The sequence below is a fragment of the Kitasatospora sp. NPDC085464 genome (genome assembly GCF_044541955.1).
GTDB lineage: Bacteria > Actinomycetota > Actinomycetes > Streptomycetales > Streptomycetaceae > Kitasatospora.
In genome coordinates this window covers 8,657-31,375 of the sequence record NZ_JBITTM010000064.1, presented here as the reverse complement: position 1 = coordinate 31,375, position 22,719 = coordinate 8,657, and the positions used below count along the sequence as shown (strand labels likewise).

Annotated in this window: 20 protein-coding genes; 8 read left to right on the top strand and 12 right to left on the bottom strand. The window is 76.2% G+C overall.

Going from position 1 to position 22,719, the window contains the following annotated elements:
• Positions 1-39: 39 nt before the first annotated feature.
• From ACIGG8_RS37725 to ACIGG8_RS37710, 4 genes are read right to left on the bottom strand one after another with little or no spacing between them, the layout of a single operon-like run.
• Complete coding sequence (locus ACIGG8_RS37725; protein ID WP_396553122.1) at positions 40-1,632, bottom strand: AMP-binding protein; 1,593 nt, start codon at positions 1,630-1,632, stop codon at positions 40-42.
• A 5-nt stretch (positions 1,633-1,637) separates the two neighbouring features.
• Positions 1,638-2,504: a MaoC/PaaZ C-terminal domain-containing protein gene (locus tag ACIGG8_RS37720; protein WP_396553121.1), complete on the bottom strand. Its 867-nt coding sequence runs from the start codon at positions 2,502-2,504 to the stop codon at positions 1,638-1,640.
• The gene (locus ACIGG8_RS37715) at positions 2,501-3,736 is read right to left on the bottom strand and encodes a beta-ketoacyl-[acyl-carrier-protein] synthase family protein (protein ID WP_396553120.1); all 1,236 of its coding nucleotides are present in this window, start codon (positions 3,734-3,736) and stop codon (positions 2,501-2,503) included. Before ACIGG8_RS37715 ends, ACIGG8_RS37720 begins: the two co-directional genes overlap by 4 nt.
• 38 nt (positions 3,737-3,774) lie before the next feature.
• The gene (locus ACIGG8_RS37710; protein WP_396553119.1) at positions 3,775-4,986 is read right to left on the bottom strand and encodes an aminotransferase class I/II-fold pyridoxal phosphate-dependent enzyme; all 1,212 of its coding nucleotides are present in this window, start codon (positions 4,984-4,986) and stop codon (positions 3,775-3,777) included.
• Between the two features lie 633 nt (positions 4,987-5,619).
• On the opposite strand from ACIGG8_RS37710, the gene ACIGG8_RS37705 reads away from it, so the two are divergent.
• Entirely contained in the window at positions 5,620-6,492 is an 873-nt protein-coding gene (locus ACIGG8_RS37705) for a BTAD domain-containing putative transcriptional regulator (protein ID WP_396553118.1), read from the top strand.
• A gap of 679 nt (positions 6,493-7,171) precedes the next feature.
• A complete protein-coding gene (locus ACIGG8_RS37700; protein ID WP_350519308.1) occupies positions 7,172-7,525 on the top strand; it encodes an ArsR family transcriptional regulator in 354 nt (117 codons plus the stop codon).
• Between the two features lie 125 nt (positions 7,526-7,650).
• On the opposite strand, the gene ACIGG8_RS37695 is transcribed toward ACIGG8_RS37700, so the two are convergent.
• Positions 7,651-8,724 carry a zinc-dependent alcohol dehydrogenase family protein gene (locus ACIGG8_RS37695; RefSeq protein WP_396553117.1) on the bottom strand — a complete coding sequence of 358 codons (1,074 nt, stop codon included), beginning with the start codon at positions 8,722-8,724 and terminating at the stop codon, positions 7,651-7,653.
• 227 nt (positions 8,725-8,951) lie between these two features.
• Between ACIGG8_RS37695 and ACIGG8_RS37690 the strand changes: the two genes are divergently transcribed.
• Both ACIGG8_RS37690 and ACIGG8_RS37685 read left to right on the top strand, forming a co-directional pair.
• Positions 8,952-9,929, top strand: a complete 978-nt coding sequence (locus ACIGG8_RS37690; protein WP_396553116.1) for a phosphotransferase family protein — start codon at positions 8,952-8,954, stop codon at positions 9,927-9,929.
• A 1,156-nt stretch (positions 9,930-11,085) separates the two neighbouring features.
• On the top strand, positions 11,086-11,523 hold the full coding sequence (locus ACIGG8_RS37685) for a hypothetical protein (protein WP_396553115.1): 438 nt from the start codon (positions 11,086-11,088) through the stop codon (positions 11,521-11,523).
• A gap of 435 nt (positions 11,524-11,958) precedes the next feature.
• Here the strand turns inward: ACIGG8_RS37685 and ACIGG8_RS37680 are convergent, their stop codons facing one another.
• Positions 11,959-12,702 (bottom strand): MBL fold metallo-hydrolase, encoded by a 744-nt coding sequence (locus ACIGG8_RS37680; protein WP_396553114.1) that lies wholly within the window; start codon positions 12,700-12,702, stop codon positions 11,959-11,961.
• A 337-nt stretch (positions 12,703-13,039) separates the two neighbouring features.
• Between ACIGG8_RS37680 and ACIGG8_RS37675 the strand changes: the two genes are divergently transcribed.
• Positions 13,040-13,717, top strand: coding sequence for an RNA polymerase sigma factor (locus tag ACIGG8_RS37675; protein WP_396553144.1), 678 nt, complete (start codon positions 13,040-13,042; stop codon positions 13,715-13,717).
• Positions 13,714-14,040: a hypothetical protein gene (locus ACIGG8_RS37670; RefSeq protein WP_396553113.1), complete on the top strand. Its 327-nt coding sequence runs from the start codon at positions 13,714-13,716 to the stop codon at positions 14,038-14,040. The genes ACIGG8_RS37675 and ACIGG8_RS37670 overlap by 4 nt, the downstream gene beginning before the upstream one ends.
• Before the next feature lie 65 nt (positions 14,041-14,105).
• Here ACIGG8_RS37670 and ACIGG8_RS37665 read toward each other — a convergent pair whose 3' ends face one another.
• Together ACIGG8_RS37665 and ACIGG8_RS37660 are read right to left on the bottom strand one after the other, a co-directional pair.
• Complete coding sequence (locus ACIGG8_RS37665) at positions 14,106-14,492, bottom strand: VOC family protein (RefSeq protein WP_350519302.1); 387 nt, start codon at positions 14,490-14,492, stop codon at positions 14,106-14,108.
• The gene (locus tag ACIGG8_RS37660) at positions 14,489-14,788 is read right to left on the bottom strand and encodes an ArsR/SmtB family transcription factor (protein WP_396553112.1); all 300 of its coding nucleotides are present in this window, start codon (positions 14,786-14,788) and stop codon (positions 14,489-14,491) included. The genes ACIGG8_RS37665 and ACIGG8_RS37660 overlap by 4 nt, the downstream gene beginning before the upstream one ends.
• Before the next feature lie 396 nt (positions 14,789-15,184).
• On the opposite strand from ACIGG8_RS37660, the gene tpx reads away from it, so the two are divergent.
• A complete protein-coding gene (gene tpx / locus ACIGG8_RS37655) occupies positions 15,185-15,685 on the top strand; it encodes a thiol peroxidase (RefSeq protein ID WP_396553111.1) in 501 nt (166 codons plus the stop codon).
• Between the two features lie 826 nt (positions 15,686-16,511).
• Here tpx and ACIGG8_RS37650 read toward each other — a convergent pair.
• On the bottom strand, positions 16,512-17,258 hold the full coding sequence (locus tag ACIGG8_RS37650) for a TetR-like C-terminal domain-containing protein (RefSeq protein WP_396553110.1): 747 nt from the start codon (positions 17,256-17,258) through the stop codon (positions 16,512-16,514).
• Positions 17,259-17,510: 252 nt separating this feature from the next.
• On the opposite strand from ACIGG8_RS37650, the gene ACIGG8_RS37645 reads away from it, so the two are divergent.
• Positions 17,511-18,575, top strand: coding sequence for an alpha/beta hydrolase family protein (locus tag ACIGG8_RS37645; protein ID WP_396553109.1), 1,065 nt, complete (start codon positions 17,511-17,513; stop codon positions 18,573-18,575).
• 816 nt (positions 18,576-19,391) lie between these two features.
• On the opposite strand, the gene ACIGG8_RS37640 is transcribed toward ACIGG8_RS37645, so the two are convergent.
• From ACIGG8_RS37640 to ACIGG8_RS37630, 3 genes are read right to left on the bottom strand one after another with little or no spacing between them, the layout of a single operon-like run.
• Positions 19,392-20,147 carry an SDR family oxidoreductase gene (locus tag ACIGG8_RS37640; protein ID WP_396553108.1) on the bottom strand — a complete coding sequence of 252 codons (756 nt, stop codon included), beginning with the start codon at positions 20,145-20,147 and terminating at the stop codon, positions 19,392-19,394.
• Positions 20,144-21,127: a 3-oxoacyl-ACP synthase III family protein gene (locus ACIGG8_RS37635; RefSeq protein ID WP_396553107.1), complete on the bottom strand. Its 984-nt coding sequence runs from the start codon at positions 21,125-21,127 to the stop codon at positions 20,144-20,146. Before ACIGG8_RS37635 ends, ACIGG8_RS37640 begins: the two co-directional genes overlap by 4 nt.
• 31 nt (positions 21,128-21,158) lie before the next feature.
• Positions 21,159-21,419 carry a hypothetical protein gene (locus tag ACIGG8_RS37630; RefSeq protein ID WP_396553106.1) on the bottom strand — a complete coding sequence of 87 codons (261 nt, stop codon included), beginning with the start codon at positions 21,417-21,419 and terminating at the stop codon, positions 21,159-21,161.
• Positions 21,420-22,719 lie beyond the last annotated feature (1,300 nt).

Here is a 22,719-nt window from a genome sequence, read left to right as displayed (position 1 = left end):
CCCTTGCATGGTTGAGGAATTAGGAGAGTGACGGGTGGTTCAGGGGGTGGGCAGGACGGCCTTGCGGTCGATCTTGCCGGTGGCCGTCTTGGGCAGGGGCTCGTCGTGGATGGCGAGCTTCTCGGGGACGGCGGCGCGCGGCAGGTTGCGGGCCAGGTGCTCGCGCAGGGTGAGGGTGTTGAGGGTGGAGCCGGGGGTGCGCTGGACGGCGGCGTGCAGGCGTTTGCCGGTCAGCGGGTCGCTCGCGGCGGCGACGGCGGCTTCCAGGACCTCGGGGTGGGTGAGCAGGACGCGTTCGATCTCGGCGGTGTTGACGGCGACGCCGCGGACCTTGACCTGGAAGTCGGAGCGGCCGGTGAGGTGGACGCGGCCGTGTTCGTCGCGGGTGACGAGGTCGCCGGTGCGGAACCAGCGCCGTCCGGGGCCGGCGCCTTCGGGCTGGGTGGTGAAGCGGCCGGTGTCGCGGGAGCGGTCGAGGTAGCCGGCGGCCTGGAAGGGGGTGGAGACGTACAGTTCGCCGCTGCCGGGGCCGTCGAGGGGGGTGCCGTCGGGGGTGGCGATGAGGGTGCGCACGCCGGGCAGCGGGCGGCCGATGGGCACGGGCAGGGCGGCGGCGGCGTCCAGGCGGTCCAGGTGGTGCAGGAAGCTGTCGTTGGTCTCGGTGCAGCCGTAGATGTTGTAGAGGCGGGCGGCGGGCAGCAGGGCGGGCAGGGCTGCGAGGGTGCGGGCGTCGATGGCGTCGCCGGTGAACGCGGCGTGTTCGACGCTGTCCAGGGCGGTGGTGCCGGCGGCCTGCAGGAGCAGGGCCCAGGCCAGGGGGACGGCCTGCATGACGTGCGGGCGGTGGCGGGTGAGCTGGGCGAGCAGGTGGCGGGCGTTGAGCGCGTGGGCGGGGTCGATGAGCAGGCAGGTGCCGCCGGCGGCGAGGGTGGCCCACACGTCGAGCAGGGCGAGGTCGAAGTTCAGCGGGGCGTAGTTGGCCACGACGCGGCCGGGGCCGAGGTCGAAGGTGTCGTGGGCCCAGGCGGTGAAGCGGTCGACGGCGCCCTGCGCGAGGGGGACGATCTTGGGCAGGTCGGTGGAGCCGGAGGTGGTGAGCATGAACGAGGTGCCGGCGGCGAGGGTGGGCCGCGGTGCGGTGTGGGCGAGGGCGGGCAGGGCGGGGGTGTCCTGGCCGCGGGGGGCGAGCAGGCGGCGGGCGCCGGCCTGGGCGAACAGGGCGGCCAGCAGCGCCGGGGCGAGCTGCGGGGAGGGCAGCAGGAAGGGGCGGCGCTCCATCAGGCAGGCCAGCACCAGGGCGACGGCCTCGGGTGACTTGACGGCGAGCAGGCCCACCGGTTCCCCGGGTGCCAGGTCGAGGGCGGCCAGGCGCTCGCGTTCGGCGTCGGCGAGGGCGGCGAGTTCGCCGTAGGAGACGGTGCGCTCGTGCCACAGCAGGGCCGGGGCGTGGGGCCGGGTGCGGGCGTGGGCGGTGAACGCGTCGGGCAGCGGCAGCGGGGCCAGCGCGGCCTCGGCGGCGGCGGTCGCGGCATCACCGTCGGCGGCGGCGGTCGCGTCGGTGGCGGCGGCGGTGGCGGCTGTGCGGGTGGCGGCGGTGGTGGTGGCGGTGCCGCTGGTGGCGTGGGTGGTCATCGGGGTCACTCCCCCGCCGGCGCGATCCGCGCCCAGCCGGCCTTGACCGCGGTGCCCGCGTCGGTGGCGATCGTGAAGCGCACCACCGTGGCGCCGTCGTAGGGCTGCAGGGTCAGGCGCAGCTCGGTGCCGTGGAGGGTGGGGGCGGCGAAGCGGGCGCCGAGGGCGGTGACGCGGGAGGGGTCGCCGCCGGCGTGGCGGTCGGTGATCTCCTCGGCGGCCAGGGCGACGAGGTGCATGCCGTGGGCGATGGCGGCGGGGAAGCCGGCTGCCCGGGCTGCGGAGTCGTCGAGGTGGATGGGGTTGAGGTCGCCGGAGGCGTTGGCGTAGGCGGTGGTGTCGGCGGCGGTGAGGGTGTGGGTGAGGGTGAGGGGTTCGCCGTCGGGGGTGGTGCCGGGGTGGGCGGCGGGGGTGAGGGTGCCGCGGGCCGCGGTGCGGGTGGCGCCGACCAGCAGGGCGGAGGTGTCGAGGTCGGCGATGGGGGTGGCGGTGGCGGCGTCGGTGATGCGGGTGGTCAGGGCCAGGCGGGTGCCGCGGGCTTCGCGGCGTACGGCGGTGAGTTCGACGCTGACGTCCACCTCGCCCGGGGTCAGGGGGGTGTGGGTGCGGATCTCCTGGGCGAGGTGGACCACGCCGGTGAAGCCGTCGTCGCCGGCGGTCAGGGCGGTGACGGTGTGCTGGGCCAGGGCGTGGGCGGCGACGAAGGGGTGGGCGGGGCTCGCCGCGCCGGCGCCGTCGGGGGTGGGCAGGGCGGTGCGGGCGGCGGCGCGGTAGGCGGCCAGGTCGCCGGCGGTGACGGTCAGGCGGGTGCGCGCCGCGGGCGCGGCGGCCGGTGCGGTCGCCGGTGCGGTCGCGGGGGCGGGCGTGGTCATAGCGGGGTCACCACCAGGGTCGAGTTGTGGCCGCCGAAGCCGAACGAGTTGGACAGCGCCGCGCCGCTCGGGATGGGGCGGGGTGCGGTGTGGACGACGTCGAGGTCCAGGCCCTCTTCGGTCTTCTCGTGGTTGGCGGTGGGAGGGACGGTGCGGGTGTTCATGGCCTGGACGGCGGCGATCAGCTCGACGGCCCCGGCGGCGCCGATCAGGTGGCCGATGGCGCCCTTGGTGGAGGTGACCGGCACGGCGTGCGGGCCGAACACGGTGCGCAGGGCGGCGGCTTCGGCCCGGTCGTTGTGCACGGTGGAGGTGCCGTGGGCGTTGACGTGGGCGATGTCGGCCGGGCCCAGGCCGGCGTCGGCGAGGGCGGCGCGCATCGCGGCGACCGCGCCGGCGCCGTCGGGACGCGGGTTGGACAGGTGGTAGGCGTCGGAGCTGGAGCCGTACCCGGCGAGCAGCGCGTAGGGGGTGCGGCCGCGGGCGCGGGCGTCGTCCAGGCGTTCCAGGACGAGGAAGCCGGCGCCTTCGCCCATCACGAAGCCGTCGCGTTCGGTGTCGAAGGGCCGTGAGGCGCGGGCGGGGTCGTCGTTGCGCTGGGAGTGCGCGCCGAGGTTGCCGAACGCGGCGAGGGTGACCGGGGTGAGGGTGGCCTCGCAGCCGCCGGCGATGACGACGTCCGCGCGGTGGGTCTCCAGGAGCAGGGCTGCGTGGCCGATCGCGTCCGCGCTGGAGGCGCAGGTGGTGGCGATCGTCAGCGCCGGGCCGCTCCACGCCAGGCGCATGGCGATCTGCGCTGCGGCCGCGTTGGGCATGGTGACCAGCGGCATCAGCGGCGAGACGCGCAGCGGCCCGTGCTCGGTGTAGAGGGCGGACTCGCGGTCGCTGGTGGTGCGCCCGCCGACCGCGTTGCCGACGACGATGGCGCTGCGCCCGGGTTCGGGCCGGGGGCTTCCGGCGTCGGCGTGGGCGGCCAGGGCGGCCAGGGTGCCGTAGTGGGCGAAGGGGTCCAGGCGGCGGGCGTCCTTGGCGGGCACGGGCCCGTCGGCGGGCAGGGCGCTCACGCGGCAGCCCAGGCGTACCCGGTGGCGGGCCAGGGCCGGGTCGGTCAGGGCGGTGGCGGTGGAGCGTCCGGAGGCGACGGTGTGCCAGAACTCCTGGACGGTGTGGCCGGCGGGGCTGACCACGCCGAGGCCGGTGACGGCGATCGGGGGGCGGGTGTGCGGGGCCATGGCGTCCTCTCCTCTGCGGGCCGGGTGGTGGCGGGGGCTCAGATCAGACCGGTCTGGGCGGCGGCGGTCAGGAACGCGTCGGCGGCGAAGTCGATGTCGGCGGCGGTGTGGCGGGCGGTGACGGCGATGCGCAGCCGGGCGAGGTCGTTGGGCACGGCGGGGGTGACGACGGGCAGGCCGATGACGCCGGCCTTGCGGCAGGCGGTGGCGTAGTCGTAGGCGGCGTCGTCGGAGCCGGCGATGACGGGCAGCACGGCGGTGGTGGAGTCCATGGTGGAGATGCCGGCGTCGTTCAGGCGCTCGCGCAGGCGCTGGGCCTGGACCTGGGTGTGGGTGACGCGCTCGGGTTCGCGGCGCAGGATGCGCAGGGACTCCAGGGCGGCGCCGGTCTGGGCGGGGCCGAGGGCGGCGGAGAACAGGAACGGGCGGGCGGCGTAGCGCAGGTGGCCGATGAGGTCGTGGCTGCCGGCGATCCAGCCGCCCATGGAGGGGATGGCCTTGGAGAGGGTGCCGAGCTTGACGTCGACGCGGACCTTGTGGTCGAAGTGCTCCTCGATGCCGCCGCCGGTCTTGCCGATGACGCCCAGGGCGTGGGCCTCGTCGACCATGAGGAGGGCGTCGTAGCGGTCGCAGACCTCGCGCAGTTCGGGCAGCGGGGCGATGTCGCCGTCCATGGAGTAGACGCTGTCGACGATGACCAGGCGCACGCCGGTGGGGGAGGCGGCCTTGAGGCGGCGCTCCAGGTGCTCGACGTCGTTGTGGCGGAAGCGGGTGACGGTGGCACCCGAGAGGCGGCAGCCGTCGACGATGGAGGCGTGGTCGTACTTGTCGATCAGGACGGTGTCGCCCTGGCCGACGAGGGCGCCGACGGTGCCGACGTTGGCGGCGTAGCCGGAGCCGAAGACCAGGGCGCGTTCGCGGCGGGCGAAGCGGGCGACCTCGGCTTCGAGTTCCTCGTGCAGGGGGATGGTGCCGGCCAGGGCGCGCACGCCGTGGTTGCCGGTGCCGTAGACGTCGACGGCGGCCTTGGCGGCGGCCACCACGCGCTCGTCGCCGGCCAGGCCGAGGTAGCTGTAGCCGGACATCATGAGCAGGCGCTCGCCGTCGAGGTCGCAGTAGGCGCTGTCGCGTTCCATGGTGTAGGCGACGAAGCTGTTGCGCCGGGAGGGGTCGGACTCCAGTGCGGCCACCCGGGCGTTCGTTGCGGCGAGCTTCGGCTCCAGGCGGTCCCATGCTCCGGTGGCGTTCACGGGCGTTTCTCCTTCACGGCTTCACGGCTGTCGCGGTTTGCGGGGCTGCGTGGTGGGGCTTGGCGGGGTGCGGGGCTGCGCGGGGTGCGGGGTGCGGGGCTGGACGGCTTTCGCGGATTTCACGGATCCCCGGTTTCCCGGTTTCCGCTTCCGGTTTCGCTTCCGGGTTCGCTTCCGGTTTCGGTCCGGTTTGTTTCCGGCTGCTTCCGGTTGCTTTCCGGCCGGGGCCGGGGTGTTCGGGGTCCGGGGCGGCTTCGGGCGGGCTTTCTCGAAGCGTTCACGCGGGGTGCTCAAGGATGGCTACATTTCTACGGCAGGATGCGCAAGGCATCCGCAATAGGCGCTTCGCCGGCCTGCGGTTCCGCTCTGACGTGCGGAAACCTTGCGTCCACGACGCATCGACCGGCCGGCGGGTATGTTTTCGCGGCCGGTGTTGACACCGCGCCTCGCGGCGAATGTATGGTCAAAATCCGCCGAAACCGAACGGCTGGTCGGCGGCTATTTGTTCTGTTCCGGGTTTCCCATGCCGACGGCCCGGCACGGGCCGTCACTTCCGCTTTGGCTCAAGGGGGTTGGAGCTACGTTGAACGGCTTCAGGGAAGACAGTCCGTCCGGCAGATCGGGGGCGCGGCGATGCTGATCCGCCTCACCGGTCTGGTCGCGATCGAGCACGAGGACGGTGCCCCGCAGCACCTGTCCAGCGCCCAGGCCCAGGTGGCGTTCGCCCGCCTGGTGCTGGAGCGCTCCGGCGGCACCAGCCGCGACCAACTGGCCGACACCATCTGGCCCGACGGGCTGCCCGACACCTGGGCCTCGGCGCTGCGCAGCGTGGTGAGCCGGGTGCGGGCCTTCGTCACCGACCCGGGCCAGGGCCCGGGCGCGACCCCGCTGATCGCTCAGGGCGGGCGCTACGTGCTGCGCCTGCCGGCGGACGCGGCCGTGGACCTGGAAGCCGCCGCGTCCGCGGTCGGCGAGGCCGGGGAGGCGCTGGCCGCGGGCAGCCACGCGGTGGCGCAGCAGCTGGCCGCCGGGGCGCTGGCGAACCTGCGCGGGGCGTTCCTGCCCGACCACGAGGGCGAGTGGGCCCAGGGGGTGCGCGAGCACGTGGATGAGCTGCGGATCAGCGCGCTGGAGACCGCGAGCCTGGCGGCCTCCGCGCTCGGCGAGGAGCACCACGCGCTGCGCTGGGCCGACGAGGCGGTGCGCCGCGCCCCGTTCCGCGAGAGCGCCTACCGCTGCCGCATGGAGGCGCTGGCCGCCTCCGGCAACCGCGCCGAGGCGCTGCGCTGCTACCAGCAGCTGCGCCAGGTGCTGGCCGAGGAGCTGGGCATCGACCCGGCCGCCGAGACCCAGGAGCTCTACCTCGCGCTGCTGCGCACCCCGACCCCGGCGCCGCCCGCCCCGGCGGCGGTGCGCCCGGTGGACCCGGTGCTGATGGGCATCTTCGAGCCCCTCGCGCTGATCCGCCTGCCGCGCCCGGCCCCCGCCCCGGTGCGCGCCGCCTGACCCGCGGGCCGTCCGCCCCCGCCCCGGGAGGGGTGGACGGCCCCGCGGCCCCGCGGCCGGCTCCCCTCCCCTCTCCCCCGCGCCCCGGTCACGGGACGCCGGGGGCCGGTCACGGGACGCCGGGGGGCCGCGCGGCGCCGCCCGTCCGCTCCCGCGCGCCGCGCGCCGGGGGCGGGGGGCCGGGGGGCGTCCTCTGGCCCTCGTGCACGCCCAACCCGCGTCCTGGCGGGGGCTTCGGGGAGCACACGCGGCCGGCCCCGCTCGCTTCTCCCCCCCTCCGGCTGCGCAACCGCCCCGTGTGCCGCGCCCGCCCTCTTTCCTCTTCCCCCCGCCCCTCCCTCCGCTTCTCCCCGTCCGCCCCGTCGGCGCCGCGTGCCGGCTCCGGTGCGGCTGTTCCTGCGCGGGGCCTGCCCGGCGCGCCGGCGGGCGCGCGGTGGGGCCGGGCGGCGCTCCCGGGGTGCGGTGAGCCGCCGGGCGCGCCCGGCCGGCGGGGTGTGCGGGCGGGGTGTGCGGGCGGGTGCGGCCTTGCCTGTCCTGCGCCGGGGCGTGTTGCGGAGGTGTTGCGGTGGGCGTGGCAGACGGCCTTGCCGTAGTAGCGTCGGGGCGTGAAGTCGCGCGCACGGCGCGGTCTTTGACCATCGGACGGACGGGGGTCGAGCGTTGGGAAGGGGTGGTGGGTGTGGGACGGGCACGCGTGGCGGCGCGGGTGATCGTGCACCCTGGTGTGGAGGACGTGAGCGTCCAGCAGGTGCTGGAGGCGCTCGCTGATCCGGCCCGCAGGTCGGTGGTACGCACGCTCGCGCACTCCCGGGCGGACTTGAGTTGCGGTTCCTTCGACCTGCCGGTCGGGCGTTCGACCTCCAGCCACCACTTCGGCGTGCTGCGCGAGGCGGGGCTGCTGCGCCAGTACTACGTGGGCACGACCAAGATGAACGCGCTGCGCAGCGAGGAGCTGGAGCGGCGTTTCCCGGGCCTGCTGTCGGCGGTGGTGGCCGCCGCGGACGCGGAGGTGCTGGACACCGCGCCGTCCTGACATCGCGCCGTCCTGACAGCGCTGCCTCCCGGCACCGGGCCTGCCGGCACCGGTTCGCGTTCCCGGGCCCGCGGCACGGTTCGTGCCGTGGGCCCGGGCGCGTTCGGCCGTGCGGTGACGCGGGGTCAGCCCGCCGCGCCACCACCGGCCGGCGTGCCGTGCGCGGTGTCGCCCGCCCGCGTGCCGTGCGCGGTGTCGTCCGTGCTGTCGTCCACGGTGATGACGATCTTGCCCGTCTGGGTGCCGGCTTCCAGGTAGCGGTGGGCGTCGGCGATGGTGTCGAGGCCTTCGAAGACGCGGTCGACGGCGGGGGTGAAGGTGCCGTCGGCCAGGCCCGCGGTGACGAACGCGCGGGCGCGGCGCAGGCGTTCGTCGTCGCGGGTGACCTCGTGCATGGAGTAGAAGCGGCTGGCGACGGGGGCGAAGGTGTCCTGGCCGGGCAGGGGGGTGTCGCGCGGGTCGAGGCGGCCGTAGACGATCAGGCGCCCGCCGGGGGCGAGGGTGCGGGCGAGGGTGAGGACGCCGGGTCCGGCGACGGGGTCGAAGACGGTGCGCACGCCGTGTCCGCCGGTGGCGGCGCCGACGCGTTCGAGGAGGTCCTGTTCGCCGGTGACGACGACGTCGGCGGCGCCGGCCTGCAGGAGGCGGGGGACCTTGGCGCGGGTGCGGGTGGTGGCGATGGGGATCGCGCCCAGGCGCCGGGCGGTGCGGATCGCGGCGAGGCCGACGCCGGAGGCGGCGGCGGTGAGCAGGACGTGGTCGCCGGGGCGCAGGTGGCCGTCCTCGGCGAGGGCGCCGTAGGCGGTGAGGTAGGACATCCACACGGCGGCGCCCTGGAGGGGGGTGAGGCCGCGGGGGCGGTGGACGGCGGCGCGGGCGGGCACGAGGACGTGGGTGCCGTGGACGCCGTAGTCGTTGAGGTCGAAGGCGGGCACGGTGTCGACCTGGTCGCCGACGGCGAAGCCGGTGACGCCGTCGCCGAGGGCCTCCACGGTGCCGGAGGCCTCGTAGCCGAGGGTGGCGGGCAGGGCGGGGTGTTCGAGGTAGGTGCCGGCGCGGAAGAGCGCCTCGGCGCGGTTGAGGCCGATCGCGGCGACGCGCAGGCGCAGTTCGCCGGGCCCGGGTTCGGGCAGCGGGCACTCGCGCACGGACAGGACCTCCGGTCCGCCGGTGGTCTCGAAGACGACGGTCCTGGGCATGGCGCCCCTCCCCTGCTCGTGGTGGTCCTGCGGTGCGGCGCCGGCGTCGCGTCCGCTCCCCCACCCAAGCCGTGCCGGCACCGCCCTGTCAAACGTCGACGGCCATCGGAATAACGATCAGCTTCCCCTGGTTGCACGGGAGTTGGGCCGCTGCCACTGCTTGTCCGCGCCGGCGCCCGGGGGGCTGCGGGCCGGGGGCTGCGGGCCGGGGCGTAGGCTCTGGGCCCGTGATCGAAAACGACGGCGACACCGACGGCGGCCCGGGCTGGGCCGCGACCCTGCGCTGGGCCGGACAGGCGCTGGCACCCGGCGAGCGGATCACGGCGGTGACACCGCTCAAGGGCGGGTGGACCTCCCGGATGCGCCGCCTGGACGTCGAACGCCCAGGCGGCCGGGCGCCGTACGCGCTGGTGCTGCGGTCCTTCGTCACGCCGTTCTACCGCCGCCACGCCCCGGCCCTGCTGGCCCGCGAGGCCGGCGTGCTGCGCCTGCTGGAGGGCGCGGGTGTGCCGGCCGCGCGCCTGGTCGCCCTCGACGAGGACGGCCGGGCGTGCGACCACCCGTCGCTGGTGATGACCCGCCTGCCCGGCAGCGTGCGGGTCGCCCAGGACGCGGACGCCCCGCGGCGCGCGGACCTGCTGGCCGCCCAGCTCGCCGCCGTCCACGCCCTGCCGGTGCCCCGCGGGCAGCGCCCGCGCACCTGGCAGGCGTGGACGGCCCCCGACCTGGTGCGCGTGCCCGAGGGCACCGGGCGCCGCGGGCTGTGGGCGCGGGCGGTGGAGGCGATCGGCCGCGAGGCGCCCGCGTTCCGGGGGTGCTTCCTGCACCGCGACTTCCACCCGGGCAACGTGCTGTTCACCGGCACCGGTGACACCCTCGCGGTCAGCGGGGTCGTCGACTGGGTGGAGACCTCCTGGGGCCCGGCCGACCTGGACGTCGCCCACTGCTCCACCGCCCTGGCCCTGCTCCACGGCCCGGCCGCCGGCCTGGCCTTCGCCGACCGCTACCGCGCGGCCGGCGGCACCCCCCTCGCCGAGGGGAGCGACCACCTGTACTGGCGCCTGCTGGACGCCCTCGCCTTCGCCCCCGACGCCGAGAAGGTCGCCGTCCCCTGGCGCGAACTGGGCCGCACCGACCTGACCCCGGCCCTGCTGACCGCCCGCCTGGAGGACTACCTGCAGGCCCTGTTCGACCACTACGCCTGACACCCCACCGCCCCACGAAGGCACGGCAGGCGACACCACACGCCCCCCGGCACCCGGACGGTGCCGGGGGGGCGTCGACGGCGCGTGGCAACGGGTCTTCGCGGCAGTGCCGGCGTGTCGGCTGCGGCGGTGGACTCCACCGTGTGCCCGGCCCGTCGGCCACACCGCCGGTGCCCGGGAAGTCGGCGGGGCCGACTTCCCGCGCACCGGACCCCCGAAGCGACGGACGCGCTGCACCCCACCGCTGCAGCCCCGCACCCGCCGCGGCGGGCGCCGTCGGGCCGGGCATGACAGCGCTCGCGTGCGGTGCCCCGGACCGGAAGCCCGGTACTCGGCCGCCCCTCGCCGCACACCGCACGCATCGCTCCCGTCCTACCGGACCAGGCCCGTGATACCGACGGCCGCACCCCCTCCCCCCGTGCGCGAAAAGTCGGCAGACCCGACTTCCCGCGCACCGACGCGGCGCGACACCGTCAACGACACGGCACCCCAAACCGGCCGGACCGCGGCACAAACGGCCAGCCGCGTCTCTCCCCCTCGGCGCGAGAAGTCGGCGGGGCCGACTTCCCACGCACCGAACCCCCGAAGCGACGGACGCGCTGCACCCCACCGCCGGAGCGCGGGCGGCTGCCCGTACGGCAGCGGGCCGCCGGCGCAGCGCGCGAGGCGGGTGCGGGCTGCGCTCGCCGGAGGGGTGTCCTGGTCCGGGCAGGTGCCGGGCACGGCAGACACAGCGGGCACGGTCCTCGCGCACCGGGTCTGCGGCCGGGTCCGCTCACCGGCGCGCACCGTGAAGCGGCGCCCACCTGTCCGGCTCCCGGACGCGCGGCGCGCTGCCGGTACGTCTGCTCGCTGCTCTGCGCCGGTCCTTCGGCCGCGGCCGGCCGGGGGCCGCTTCCCCGGGCGGGCGGTGCCGGGGGTGGACGGTGCCGGGGGTGGACGGGGGCGGCGTCGTGCTTCCCGCGGTTCGGGCTGCAGGCCGCCGCCTGCGGTCGGACGCGGACGCTGCGGCGGCTGTTCCCCGCCGGTGGGTGTGCTCGGCCCCGGCCGGCCGCCCGTCGCCGGAGCAGGTGGACGGGCCCTCGCGCCGGCGGGAAAGCGGGCACCCCCCGGGGGGGTGGGCGGCTGTCGGGCCGGGGGGTTAGGGTCGCCCGTCATGGGAGCGAGCAGCTGGTCGTACGTCACGCCGTGGCAGGCGCAGGAGCAGCGGGCGCTGGAGGCCCTGCGCGAGGAGGTGTTCGCGCGGGACGCCGGGTACTGGCGGGAGCTGGGGGTGGCGTCGCTGGCCGAGCTGGACGCGGGCGGGGTGCTGGAGGAGGAGGGCGGCGCGCATTCGGTGCTCGACGTCCGGTGGGTGGTGCGCTGCGAGGCGGACACCGAGGGGGTCGGTGAGGTGCGGGTGGTCGAGGGAGCGGAGGCGGTGGAGCTGTTCGGGACGCCACAGCCCTCGCGGGAGGCGGTGGAGTCGGCCCTGGCGCGGGCCGGGGACGGGTGGTTCCCGCCGTTCGGGCGCGGCTCGGGCTGCTGCACCGCGGTCCACGAGGACGGCGGCCGGGCGGTGGGGCTGTGCTTCTGGGGCGTCACCGGGGACTGACCCGGTGGGCGCGAGGCGGACGCCCACGGGCGGCGCACCACCACGGCCCGCAGGACCGGGCACCGAACACCGGCACCGGCACCGGCACCGGCACCGGCAGCGTCAGCGGCGTGCGAGGGAAGCGCTCTGCTTCCACCTCCGGCGCGGGAAGTCGGCGGGACCGACTTCCCGTTGCACCGACGCGGCGCGACACCGTCAACGACACGGCGCCCCAAGCCGGCTGGACCGCGGCACCGACGTCCAGCCGCATCCCTCCCCCCCTGCGGCACGGGAAGTCGGCGGGGCCGACTTCCTGCGCACCGGACCCCCGAAGCGGCAGAAGCGCTGCGCTCCGCCGCTGTGGCCCGGCGCGCACACCCGGGCCCGGGGGCCGGAGCGCGGGCGGCTGCCCGTACGGTGGGCGCCTTCGGCCGGGCCGGGGCGCGCTCGGGCTGCTCACAGGTGCAGCTGGAGGTCCTCCTCGGCGGCGGTGACGTCGCCGGTGAAGGTGCGGCGGGCCTCGGCGAGCGCCTGGGCGCGGTCGGTGCCGGGCCAGAAGTGGGTGAGCAGGAGCCGGGCGGCGCCGGCGCGTTCGGCCCACTGCCCGGCCTGGGCGGCGCTGAGCAGGTACGGGTCGTCGGGGTCGCAGCCGCAGGTGGTGGCGCCGGCGATGAACAGGTCGGCGCCGGCGGCGAGTTCGGCCAGCGCCGGGCCGGGGCCCGCGTCGCCGCTGTAGGCGAGGGTCAGGCCCGGGGCGCTCAGGCGCACGCCCGCGTGCGGGACGTGGTGGGGCAGCGGCGCGGTGTCCAGGCGCAGCGGGCCCAGGCGGTGGGTGGCGGTGGCGGCGGTGGGCAGGGGGTGGATGTCGAAGACGTCGTTGAGGTCTTCGGTGGGTTCCATGGCCTGGACGCGGGTGACGACGCCGGGGGTGCAGTACAGGGGCAGGCGGGGCGGGCGGGGGGTGGTGAAGTAGCGGGCGCGGCACAGGGCGCTGAGGTCGGCGCAGTGGTCGGGGTGTTCGTGGGTGATGACGACGGCGTCCAGGCCGGTGGCGGCGGTGTGCCGGAGCAGGCGGGGGAAGGTGGCGTAGCCGAGGTCGAGGGCGAGGAGGTAGCCGTCGTGTTCGAGGAGGAAGCCGCTGGCGGCCCGGTCCGCTTCGGGGTGGGCGGCGCTGGTTCCCAGGACGGTGAGTCGGCTCACCGGGTGATGCTCTCACAGGCGGGGTGAATCCTTTCGGGGCCGGGGTGCCTCTTATGGGCGGGCCCGGTGCGTTGCCGGGTCCGCGTGTGGGTCCCCGGGTGTGGTGCCCGGTGGGCGGGAGCCCCTGTGTGGGAGGTCGTTGTGGTCGTCGGTGTGGGTGTGGCTGTGGGCGCGGTGCTGGTGTGCGCCTGCGTGTTCGTGTTCGGGCGCAGGCGGGGCGGCGGGCGTGGCTGAGCGCGTGGACGGCGGGGCGGCCCGGGGCGTGGACGGCGGGGCGGCCCGGGAGGCGGCCGGGGCCGGGGGTGGGGGTGGGGGTGGTGTGTGGCCGGGTGAGGGGCTGGTCGTCGCCGCGCAGGGCGGTGACGCCCAGGCGCTGGCCGCGCTGGTGACGGCCGCGCACCCCCATGTGCGGCGCTTCGCGCACTCGCTGTGCGCGGGCCGGGAGGACGCCGAGGACGCGGCGCAGGAGGCGCTGATCGTGCTGTACCGGCGGATCGGCATGCTGCGGGCCTCCACGGCGCTGGCGTCGTGGATGTTCCGCATCGTGCGCAACGAGTGCCTGCGCCGTGCCCGCGCGGTGCTGCGCGACCACCCGCCGGGGCACACGGCCGGCGCGGCCGGCGGGCAGGACGGGGAGGGCGGGGCCGGCGCGGGCGGCGGGCAGAGCGGGGGCGGCGGGGAGGCGGGGTGGGCCTCGGCGGAGGAGGAGGCGCTGCGGCGTCTGGAGGCGCACCGGATCGCGCAGGCGATCGCCGCGCTGCCGGGCGACCAGCGCCGCGTGCTGGTCCTGCGCGACGTGCAGGGCCGCAGCGGTCGGGCCGTCGCCGAGGAACTCGGCATCGGGCAGGGCGCGATGAAGTCCCGTCTGCACCGCGCCCGCGCCGCCCTGCGCCACACCCTGACCACCACGCCCCCACCCCCGCCCGTACCCGTACCCGCGCCGGTGGCAGCCGCAGTGGCCGCGGCGGCGCCGGCCTCGGCGGTGCCGGTGGCGGCGGGCGGGCGGGCGCGGTGAACCGGACGGTGAAGACCGGCGCCCGCGCGGGCGCCGGCGTCCCCTCGCTGCCCCGTCACCTGGCGCGCGGCGCGGCCGGGTTCGGCGCGCTGGCCGCCTCCGTGGCCCTGTGGCCCGTCCTCGGACCGGCGGGCCTGCTGCTGGCCCCGGCCGGCCTGTACGCGCTGCGCGGCTGCCCGCTGTGCTGGACGGCCACGCTGCTGCGCGTCCTGACCCTGGGCCGGGCACACCCGCCCTGCCCCGACGGGCGCTGCCGGATCCCCGGCAGCGGCAGCGGCTCCGGCACCGGCTCGGGCTCAAGCTCGGGCGGGCAGGGCCGCTGACGCGGGCGGGCACGGGCGGCGTGGGCACGGGCGGCGTGGACGGGCGGGCCGGCGGGCGGGGGTCGTCAGTGGTACTGGGCGATCTGGATGAGGTTGCCGCAGGTGTCGTCGAGGACGGCGGTGGTCACCGGGCCCAGGGCCAGCGGGGCCTGGGTGAAGCGCACGCCCAGGGCGCGCAGCCGCTCGTACTCGGCGTGGACGTTGTCCACGGCGAAGGAGGTCGCGGGGATGCCGTCGGCGGCAAGGGCGGCCACGTAGGCCTTGGCGGCGGGGTGCTGGTCGGGTTCCAGGACGAGTTCGGTGCCGTCGGGCTGTTCGGGGGAGACGACGGTGAGCCAGCTGTGGCCGCCGAGGGGGACCTCGGTCTTCTTCACGAATCCGAGCACTTCGGTGTAGAAGCGCAGGGCCTTGTCCTGGTCGTCGACGAAGACGCTGGCCAGGTTGATCCTCACGGGGCCTCCTCGGGTGTGCGGGGCGTGAGCCACCGGGCGGTGATGCGCCGCAGCGGTCCGGTGTCCAGGTCGTGGAACTTGTAGCGGCCCTCGCGGCGGGTGCGCACGAGGCCGGCGTCCTCCAGGACGGCCAGGTGCTGGCTGACCGCCTGGCGGGAGATGCCCAGGGCGTGGCGGGAGGCCAGCCGTGCGCAGATCTCGAACAGGGACTGGCCCTCGCGCTGCGCGAGCTCGTCGAGGATGAGGCGGCGGGTGGGGTCCGCCAGCGCCTTCCACAGGGCGTCGTCCGTCACCACCCCACCATAGGCAAGCCGCGGCTTGCCTGCCCGACGGGCGCCCCGGGGGTGTGGACGAACCGGGCGGGGCCGGGGCAGGGCCGGGGCAGGGCCGGGGCAGGGGCGGGGCGTCCGCCCGATGGGCAGCCGATGGGCGGGGTGCTCGACGGGCAGCCGGCCCGCGGGTCGGGGCGGGCCGGATATCCAGCCCTGCCCGGCCGGTGTGAGGGGCGGGAAGTCCGGCCGGCAGGCGGGCGGCATGTCCGGCCCCTGGCCGGCGGGCGGGTCGGGCGGGGTGTCCGGGCGGTGGGCGGGGCGGGTGTCCAGCCCCTGGTCGGCCGGTGGGCGGGGCGGGGGCGGGCAGTAGGATCGGCGCCGTTGCACACCCGTAGACACACCGCTGGTAGGAGGCTTTTCATGGCTCAGGTCACGCTGAAGGGGAACCCGGTCGAGGTCGGCGGCGCGCTGCCCGCCGCCGGCAGCCAGGCCCCCGCGTTCACGCTGGTCGGTGCCGGCCTCGCGGACGCCTCGCTGAAGGACTTCGCCGGCAGCCGCAAGGTCCTCAACATCTTCCCCAGCATCGACACCCCCACCTGCGCGACGTCGGTGCGCACCTTCAACGCCCAGGCCGGCGCGCTGGCCAACACCGTCGTGCTGTGCATCTCCGCCGACCTGCCGTTCGCGCAGGCCCGGTTCTGCGGCGCCGAGGGCCTGGACAACGTCAAGACCCTCTCCACCCTGCGCGGCCGCGACTTCCACGACAGCTACGGCGTCGCCATCAACTCCGGCCCGCTGGCGGGCCTGACCGCCCGCGCCGTCGTCGTCCTCGACGAGAACGACACCGTCCTGCACACCGAACTCGTCGCCGAGATCGCGGACGAGCCGAACTACGAGGCCGCGCTCGCCGTCCTCGCCTGAGCCGCCCCGCGCGCGCTTCCCGCGCGCTTCCCGCGCGCACCTCGCACCCCCGTCCCGCCCCGGGACGGGGGTGCGCCCGTTGCGGCCCCGCAACGCGGCCCCGCCGCGTGCCGCCGGCGCAGGCGCAGGCGGCCGCTCCCGCCAGAGGGGTCGCCCCGGCGGACGCGGCAGCCCCCGGCGGACGCGGCAGCCCCGGGCGGGGCGGGTGACCTGACGACGGCTCCGGTCCGACAGGGCTGCCCGGCCGAGGCGGCTGCTCCCATGAGCGTGACCACCGGCATGACGGTGCCGTCGCCGCCGAGGTCGAGGTCGAGGTCGAGGTCGGGCCGCAGCGCGTCGATGAAGCCGTCGCGGTGCTCCTCCGGGAGCCGGAGGCCTTCGTGGCCGGTGCGGGCGCCCCGCACGGCCCGGGGAAGGGGACGCAGGTCGTCCGCGCCGAGGACGACGGGCAGCGGCGGGTCGGGGACGCGCCCCACGGGTCGTCGTCACGGCGGGCGGCGGGACGGCCACGGGGTTTCCCGGGCCCTGCCGGACGGCCCGGCCCCCGGTCACCGCGGCGCCGCGGGCTGCCGGCGGTCCGTCGCGAGCGGGCCGGGGCCCGCCCGGGCCGTTCCGGGGCACCGGCGGCGCAGCGCCGCGCTGACACCCCGACACACCGACGCGCGGGTGAGGGCACCGCCGCCCGGCAGGCCCGGGACCCGCACCACCCCCGCCCCCTCCCCCGGGGCGGCCACCCCTCACGCGGCGCCCCTCACGCCCTGGGCAGCCGTCCCCCCGGGCCTGCAGCGGCTCCGACCCCCTCTTCGGGGGCGGCCCCTCTCGGGGGTCAGGCGGCGAAGGCGGCGAGGAGCTTGTCGGTGAGGCGCTCCAGGTAGTCCGGGGCGGTGGGGGTGTGGACCACGGCCAGGCGCCAGTACAGGGGGCCGGCGAGGAGGTCGAGGGCGAGTTCGAGGTCGGTGCCGGGGGGCAGTTCCCCGCGTTCGACGGCCCGTTCCAGCAGGCGGGAGGCGTTGCCGCGGCGGGTGTCGCGTACGGCCGTGAGCAGGACCTGGGCGAGTTCGGGGTTGCGGCCGGCTTCGGCGAGCAGGTCGGGGATGATCCGCGAGGGCAGCGGGTGGCGCAGCGCGCGGGCATTGTCGGTGAGGAAGGCGAGGACGTCGCCGCGCAGGGTGCCGGTGTCCTTGATCTCGGAGTCGTCGACGGCGACGGCGCGCACCAGGGCGAGGGTCATGTCGAGTTTGGAGGACCAGCGGCGGTAGATCGCGGCCTTGCCCGCGCCGGCGCGGCGGGCGACGTTCTCCAGGGAGAGGCGGGCGTAGCCGGCGGCGGCGAGTTCCTCGAAGAACGCGTCGGCGATGGCCCGGGTGACGGAGTCCTGGAGGACCGGCCCGCCGGGCGCACGGCGCCCGGGCCCCGCCGGCGCGGGCCCCGCAGCGGCAGGGTCCGCGGGGGCGGCCGGGTCCGCGGGGGCGGCCGGGGCGGGGGCGGCAGGGTCCGCAGGAGCAGCCGGGTCCGCGGGGAGGGACGCGGGGGCGGGGTCCGCGGGGGCGGGGGTGGCGGGGGTGGCGGGCATGGCCCGAACCTACCACCGGACGGAACGCTTGCGTCTCGACTGGGAGAGGGCTAACGTCAAAGCCGAGACGGAACGGTTCCGTCTCGGCTTTGGTTGGGAGTGCACCATGCGGTTCCTCTTCGAGGACGAGTCGTTCTCCTTCGAGACCTTGCGCGCGGCCGGGTTCGCGAACGACGGCGGCGCCGACCTGGGCGAGGTGGTGGCCACCGCCTCGCGCATCGGCGAGGGCGACGAGGCGGCCTGGCTGCGCGAATGGACGGCCACCGCCGAACGCGTCCACGCCGCCGCCGAACGCTCCCTGGCCGCCGGCCACCGCGTCAGCGCCCGCGAGGGCCTGCTGCGCGCCTCCAACTACTACCGCACCGCCGAGTTCTACCGCCGCGACGACCCCGCGAACGACCCCGAGGCCCGTCGCCTGTCCGCGCTCTCGCGCGAGAGCTTCGCGGCGGCCGCCGCCCTGATGGACACCCCCGTCCAGGCCCTGCGCATCCCCTACCGGGACACCACCCTGCCCGGGTACCTCTTCCTCGCCGACGACAGCGCCGCCCCCGCCCCACCATCGTGTTCACCAGCGGCTTCGACTCCACCCTCGAAGAGTCCTACTTCGCCCTCGCCGCCGCCGCCGTGCGCCGCGGCTACCACGTCCTGGCCTACGACGGCCCCGGCCAGGGCGCCGCCCTGCGCGAACAGCACCTCGTCTTCCGCCCCGACTGGGAAGCGGTGGCCACCCCGGTGATCGACCACGCCCTGACCCGCCCCGAGGTCGACCCCAAGCGCCTGGTCCTGTTCGGCTACAGCCTCGGCGGCTACCTCGCCGCCCGCGCCGGCGCCCACGACCACCGCCCGGCCGCCCTCGTCCTGGACGACGGCCTCTACAGCTACGGCCAGGCCCACGACCGCTTCCTTCCGCCGTTCCTGCGCGACCTGGTCCACGGCGGCCACGACGACCTCGCCGACGCCGTCCTGGGCCTGCTCATGGAACACAGCACCCAGCTGCGCTGGGCCCTGCGCAACGGCGTGTGGACGTTCGGCGCCACCGGCCCCGCGGACTACCTGCGCCGCACCGCCCCCTACACCCTGGAGGGCCACGCCCCCCTCATCACCTGCCCCACCCTCGTCCTGGACGCCGAGAACGACCAGTTCTTCCAAGGCCAGCCCCACCAGGTCCAGGCCGCCCTCACCTGCCCCCACACCCTCCTGACCCTCACCGAAGCCGAAGGCGCCGGCGAACACTGCCACATGGGCGCCATGGCCCGCCTCCACCAGAGCGTCTTCGACTGGCTCGACACCACCCTCCCCCACACCACCACCCCCTGACCCCACACTCGCGCCCGCCGCACCCACACCCGCCGCAACCGCACCCACACCCGCCGCACCCGCGACCGCGACCGCGACCGCGACCGCAGCAGCAAAGCCCGGAACACCGGGCCACCGGGCCACCGGAGCACCGGGGCACCGGGGCACCGGGGCACCGGGGCACCGGGGCACCGGGCCAACGGGATTCAGGGCGCAGCGGTGCCCAGACGCCGGGCTCCCGGGCGGGCTGCCGGAGCAACGGGGCACCGGGCCAACGGGATTCGGGGCGCAGCAGTGCCCAGACGCCGGGCTCCCGGGCGGGCTGCCGGAGCAACGGGGCACCGGGCCAACGGGATTCAGGGCGCAGCAGTGCCCAGACGCCGGGCTCCCGGGCGGGCTGCCGGAGCAACGGGGCACCGGGGCACCGGGGCACCGGGCCAACGGGATTCAGGGCGCAGCAGTGCCCAGACGCCGGGCTCCCGGGCGGGCTGCCGGAGCAACGGGGCACCGGGCCAACGGGATTCGGGGCGCAGCGGTGCCCAGACGCCGGGCTCCCGGGCGGGCTGCCGGAGCAACGGGGCACCGGGCCAACGGGATTCGGAGCGCAGCAGTGACGAGACGCCGGGCTGCCGGAGCGCCGGGGCGCCGGGGTTGTGCGGTGGCGGGGCCCGGGGCCAGGGCGGCGGTGTGTTCCCCGGGCAACGGGTGCGCCCCCGTTGCCCGGGTGGGAACCGGGGAACGGGGGCGCCGGGGTGGTCCCGTCCGGCCGGGGGGCCGGCGCGGAGGGGACCGAGAGAGGGGCGGGGGCGGGGCGGTGCGGGTGTGCCGCTCGGGTGATCAGGTGATGGAGGCGCCGGAGTCGATGCTGATGACCTGCCCGGTCATGCAGTCCTGGTCCAGGAACAGGGTGATCGAGCGGGCGACCTCCCGCGGGGTGACGAACCGCGGCACCGGGACCTTGTCGCGCATGCCGGCGATGACGTGCTCGGGCAGGGTGTCCGTCATCCCGGTGATCATGAAGCCGGGTGACAGGGCGTTGACCGTCACCCCCCGGCGCCCGCACTCCGCCGCCAGCGTCCGGGTCAGGCCGATCAGCCCCGCCTTGGACGCGGAGTAGGCGGTCTGCCCGGCCGTGGCGATCAGCGCCGACGGGGAGACGATGTTGACGATCCGCCCCCACCGGGCGCGCAGCATCGCCGGCACGCACACCCGGGCGGTGTGGAAGGAGCCGACCAGGTTGGTGTCGATGACCTGGCGCCACTGCGCCGGGTCCTGCATCGCCATCAGCGAGTCCTTGCGGATCGCGCCGTTGTTGACGAGCACGTCCACCGGGCCCAGCGCCGCCGAGATCTCCTCGTACATCGCGGTGACCGCGCCGTAGTCGGCCACGTCGCCGGTGACCAGGACGTGCGCGTTGGTCAGCTGCGCCGCGGTCTTCTGGGCGCCGTCGCGCGAGGAGTTGTAGTGGACCGCGACGCGGCAGCCCGCCGCGTCCAGGGCCAGCGCCAGCTCGCTGCCCAGGCCGCCCGAGGCGCCGGTGACCAGCGCCACCGGCGACACGGGCCGCGCGCCGAAGGCGTCCTTGCCGCTCATCGCACGCCTCCCCACGTCATCAGGACCGAACCCCACGTCATGCCCGCGCCGAACCCGGCCAAAAGGACGGTGTCGCCGTCCGCGATGCGCCCGGCGTCCAGGGCCTCCGCCAGCGCGATCGGGATCGACCCGGAGGCGGTGTTGCCGTAGCGCTCCAGGTTCGTCACCAGCTTGTCGGTGGGGATCCCGGTGTGGGACAGCACCGAGTTGATGATGCGGATGTTCGCCTGGTGCGGCACGACGTGGTCCACCTCGGAGGCGGTGATCTTCGCCTGTTCCAGGGTCTCGCGGATCGTGCGCACCGTGTAGCGCACGGCGTTGAGGTAGATCTCGTTGCCGTTGATCTGCGCGTAGTGCAGGCCCTGGGCGACCGTCTCGGCGGTGGTGGGCATCCGCGAGCCGCCGGCCAGGACCTTGAGGCTGTTCTTGCAGGAGCCGTCCGCGCCCAGGTTCCACGCCCGGATGCGGTCCACCGGCCCGGGGGTCAGCACCACCGCGCCGGCCCCGTCACCGACCAGGATCGACAGGTCCCGGTCGGCCGGGTTCGCGGTCTGGGTGTGGGTGTCCGAGCCGATCACCAGGATCGGGCGCGGGTCCATGCGCATCAGACCCGCCGCCGTCACCAGCGCGTACACGAACCCCGCGCACTCGGAGTTCACGTCGTGTGCGCTGCCCGCGATGCCCAGCTCGTCGTGGACGAACGCCGACGTCGCCGGCGAGGGCTGCTCCGGGGTGGCCGTCGCCACGATCAGGTGCGCGATGTCCGCACCCGTCAGCCCCGCCCGCTCAAGCGCCCGGCGCCCGGCCTCCACGGCCATCGACGCCGTGGTCTGCCCGGGCCCCACCGCACGGCGCTCCCGGATCCCGCACCGCGAGACGATCCAGTGCTCGTCCACACCGAAACGCTGCGCGAGCTCCGCACTGGTCACCACCCGCTCGGGCACGAACATCCCCCAGCCGGTGACGTCGAAACCGCTCATCACCCGCCCCCTCTCTCCCCGCTCCGGGGCCTCAGTTGCCCTCGGTGGGGACGAGCGCCAGGATCCGCTCGTGGACCACGCGCAGCGTCGTGGTGTCGTCGATGTCCGCGAACAGCGACTCGTCCGCCGGGATGTGCGGGTACTGGTTCTGGAAGCCGTACAGCCACTCCATCAGGTCCAGCGAGTCGACGTCCGCGATGTGCTGCAACGCCGCGTCGGCGTCGATCTCGTGCGCACCGGACACCGCCTGCAGCTGCTGGGCCAGGTCCTCGATGGTGGGGATCTGCGACATTGGTGATCGTTTCCTCTCCTCGCCGGCCCGCCCCCCCCGGGGGGGCCGTATCACGGCACACCAGGGGAAGGGCAGACGGCTGTCAACGCGTCGAATGTGGGGAACGAAGTGCACGCGACCGGCCCCCTTGTCGGGAACGGAGCGCACAGGCCGGCCCGCCGGTACCCGAAGGCGCCGCCGGCCGGGACAACACCCGAGGACCGCAACCCCGCGGCCCGCCCCTCGTTGTGTGCGGGAGACCCGGGGGGCGGGGTACCCGCCCGCACCCTGCGGGCCGGCACCCCGCCCCGCCGGCGCCCCGCCCCCCACCGGCCCCTCGCCCGCGGCCGCCGGCCGCTGTCCGGCCGCTGTCCGACCGTCCCGTCCGCACACCCGCGAGCCCGGCACAGGCACCACGAGAACAGGACGACGACGGACAACGACGAACCGGAGACCGGCAACCACGAGAAAAAGGGGCAGGAACCAGGAAGACGGAACACCCACAGGACGGGACCGGCACACCGGCCCCCCGCCCCGCCCGGCCCGGAAGCGGGACGAACGGAATGGGGGGCCGGCACAAGGCCCGGACAAGCACCCTCCCCGGCCCGCAAGGAACAGGCAGAAGGAAAGCGACCCGGCCGTGGGGGCCGCGTGTCTTGTCGAAACCGCATGAAACCCGCGCCCGCGCAAACGCCCCGCAACCCCCCACACCCCGCCGCCCTTGCGCACCGCTTGCGAGACACACGCTTACCTGACCCACAACACACCGCACCCGCACGCCCACCGGCACACCCCGACCAACCAAGCCGGACCGGCCGGACCGGCCGGACCGGACCGGGCCGGGCCTCAAGACCGGGGCCAGGCCGCACGACCAGGCCGAACCCGACCGGGCCTCAAGGCCAGACCAGGCCGAACCCGACCGGGCCTCAAGGCCAGACCGGGCCGGGCCGCAAGACCGGGCACCGGAACGGCAACCGGCCCCGGCCGCACACAGGCCAGGCCCACAAGCCGGTTCCACACGGCCCACAGCACCACAGCCCACCCGCGTCACGGCATCACAGCGCCACCCGCCGACCGGCCGCACCCACAGGGCCAGTCGGACACCGCACCACCCCGCACCACCCGCACGGCCCGTACGGCCCGCACAGTCCACACCCGCGGCGTCACACGCCGACAGGCCCGGACCACACGGCCGGCACGGCACCGCACCACCCCGCACCACCCGTACGGCCCGTACGGCCCGCACAGTCCACACCCGCGGCGTCACACGCCGACAGGCCCGGACCACACGGCCGGCACGGCACCGCACCACCCCGCACCA

Excerpts from the sequence above, each read along its gene's own strand:
- ACIGG8_RS37725 (WP_396553122.1), bottom strand. The coding sequence starts at position 1,632 with ATGACCACCCACGCCACCAGCGGCACCGCCACCACCACCGCCGCCACC.
- ACIGG8_RS37720 (WP_396553121.1), bottom strand. The coding sequence starts at position 2,504 with ATGACCACGCCCGCCCCCGCGACCGCACCGGCGACCGCACCGGCCGCC.
- ACIGG8_RS37715 (WP_396553120.1), bottom strand. The coding sequence starts at position 3,736 with ATGGCCCCGCACACCCGCCCCCCGATCGCCGTCACCGGCCTCGGCGTG.
- ACIGG8_RS37705 (WP_396553118.1), top strand. The coding sequence starts at position 5,620 with ATGCTGATCCGCCTCACCGGTCTGGTCGCGATCGAGCACGAGGACGGT.
- ACIGG8_RS37695 (WP_396553117.1), bottom strand. The coding sequence starts at position 8,724 with ATGCCCAGGACCGTCGTCTTCGAGACCACCGGCGGACCGGAGGTCCTG.
- ACIGG8_RS37685 (WP_396553115.1), top strand. The coding sequence starts at position 11,086 with ATGGGAGCGAGCAGCTGGTCGTACGTCACGCCGTGGCAGGCGCAGGAG.
- tpx (WP_396553111.1), top strand. The coding sequence starts at position 15,185 with ATGGCTCAGGTCACGCTGAAGGGGAACCCGGTCGAGGTCGGCGGCGCG.
- ACIGG8_RS37650 (WP_396553110.1), bottom strand. The coding sequence starts at position 17,258 with ATGCCCGCCACCCCCGCCACCCCCGCCCCCGCGGACCCCGCCCCCGCG.
- ACIGG8_RS37645 (WP_396553109.1), top strand. The coding sequence starts at position 17,511 with ATGGACGGCCACCGCCGAACGCGTCCACGCCGCCGCCGAACGCTCCCT.
- ACIGG8_RS37640 (WP_396553108.1), bottom strand. The coding sequence starts at position 20,147 with ATGAGCGGCAAGGACGCCTTCGGCGCGCGGCCCGTGTCGCCGGTGGCG.
- ACIGG8_RS37635 (WP_396553107.1), bottom strand. The coding sequence starts at position 21,127 with ATGAGCGGTTTCGACGTCACCGGCTGGGGGATGTTCGTGCCCGAGCGG.
- ACIGG8_RS37630 (WP_396553106.1), bottom strand. The coding sequence starts at position 21,419 with ATGTCGCAGATCCCCACCATCGAGGACCTGGCCCAGCAGCTGCAGGCG.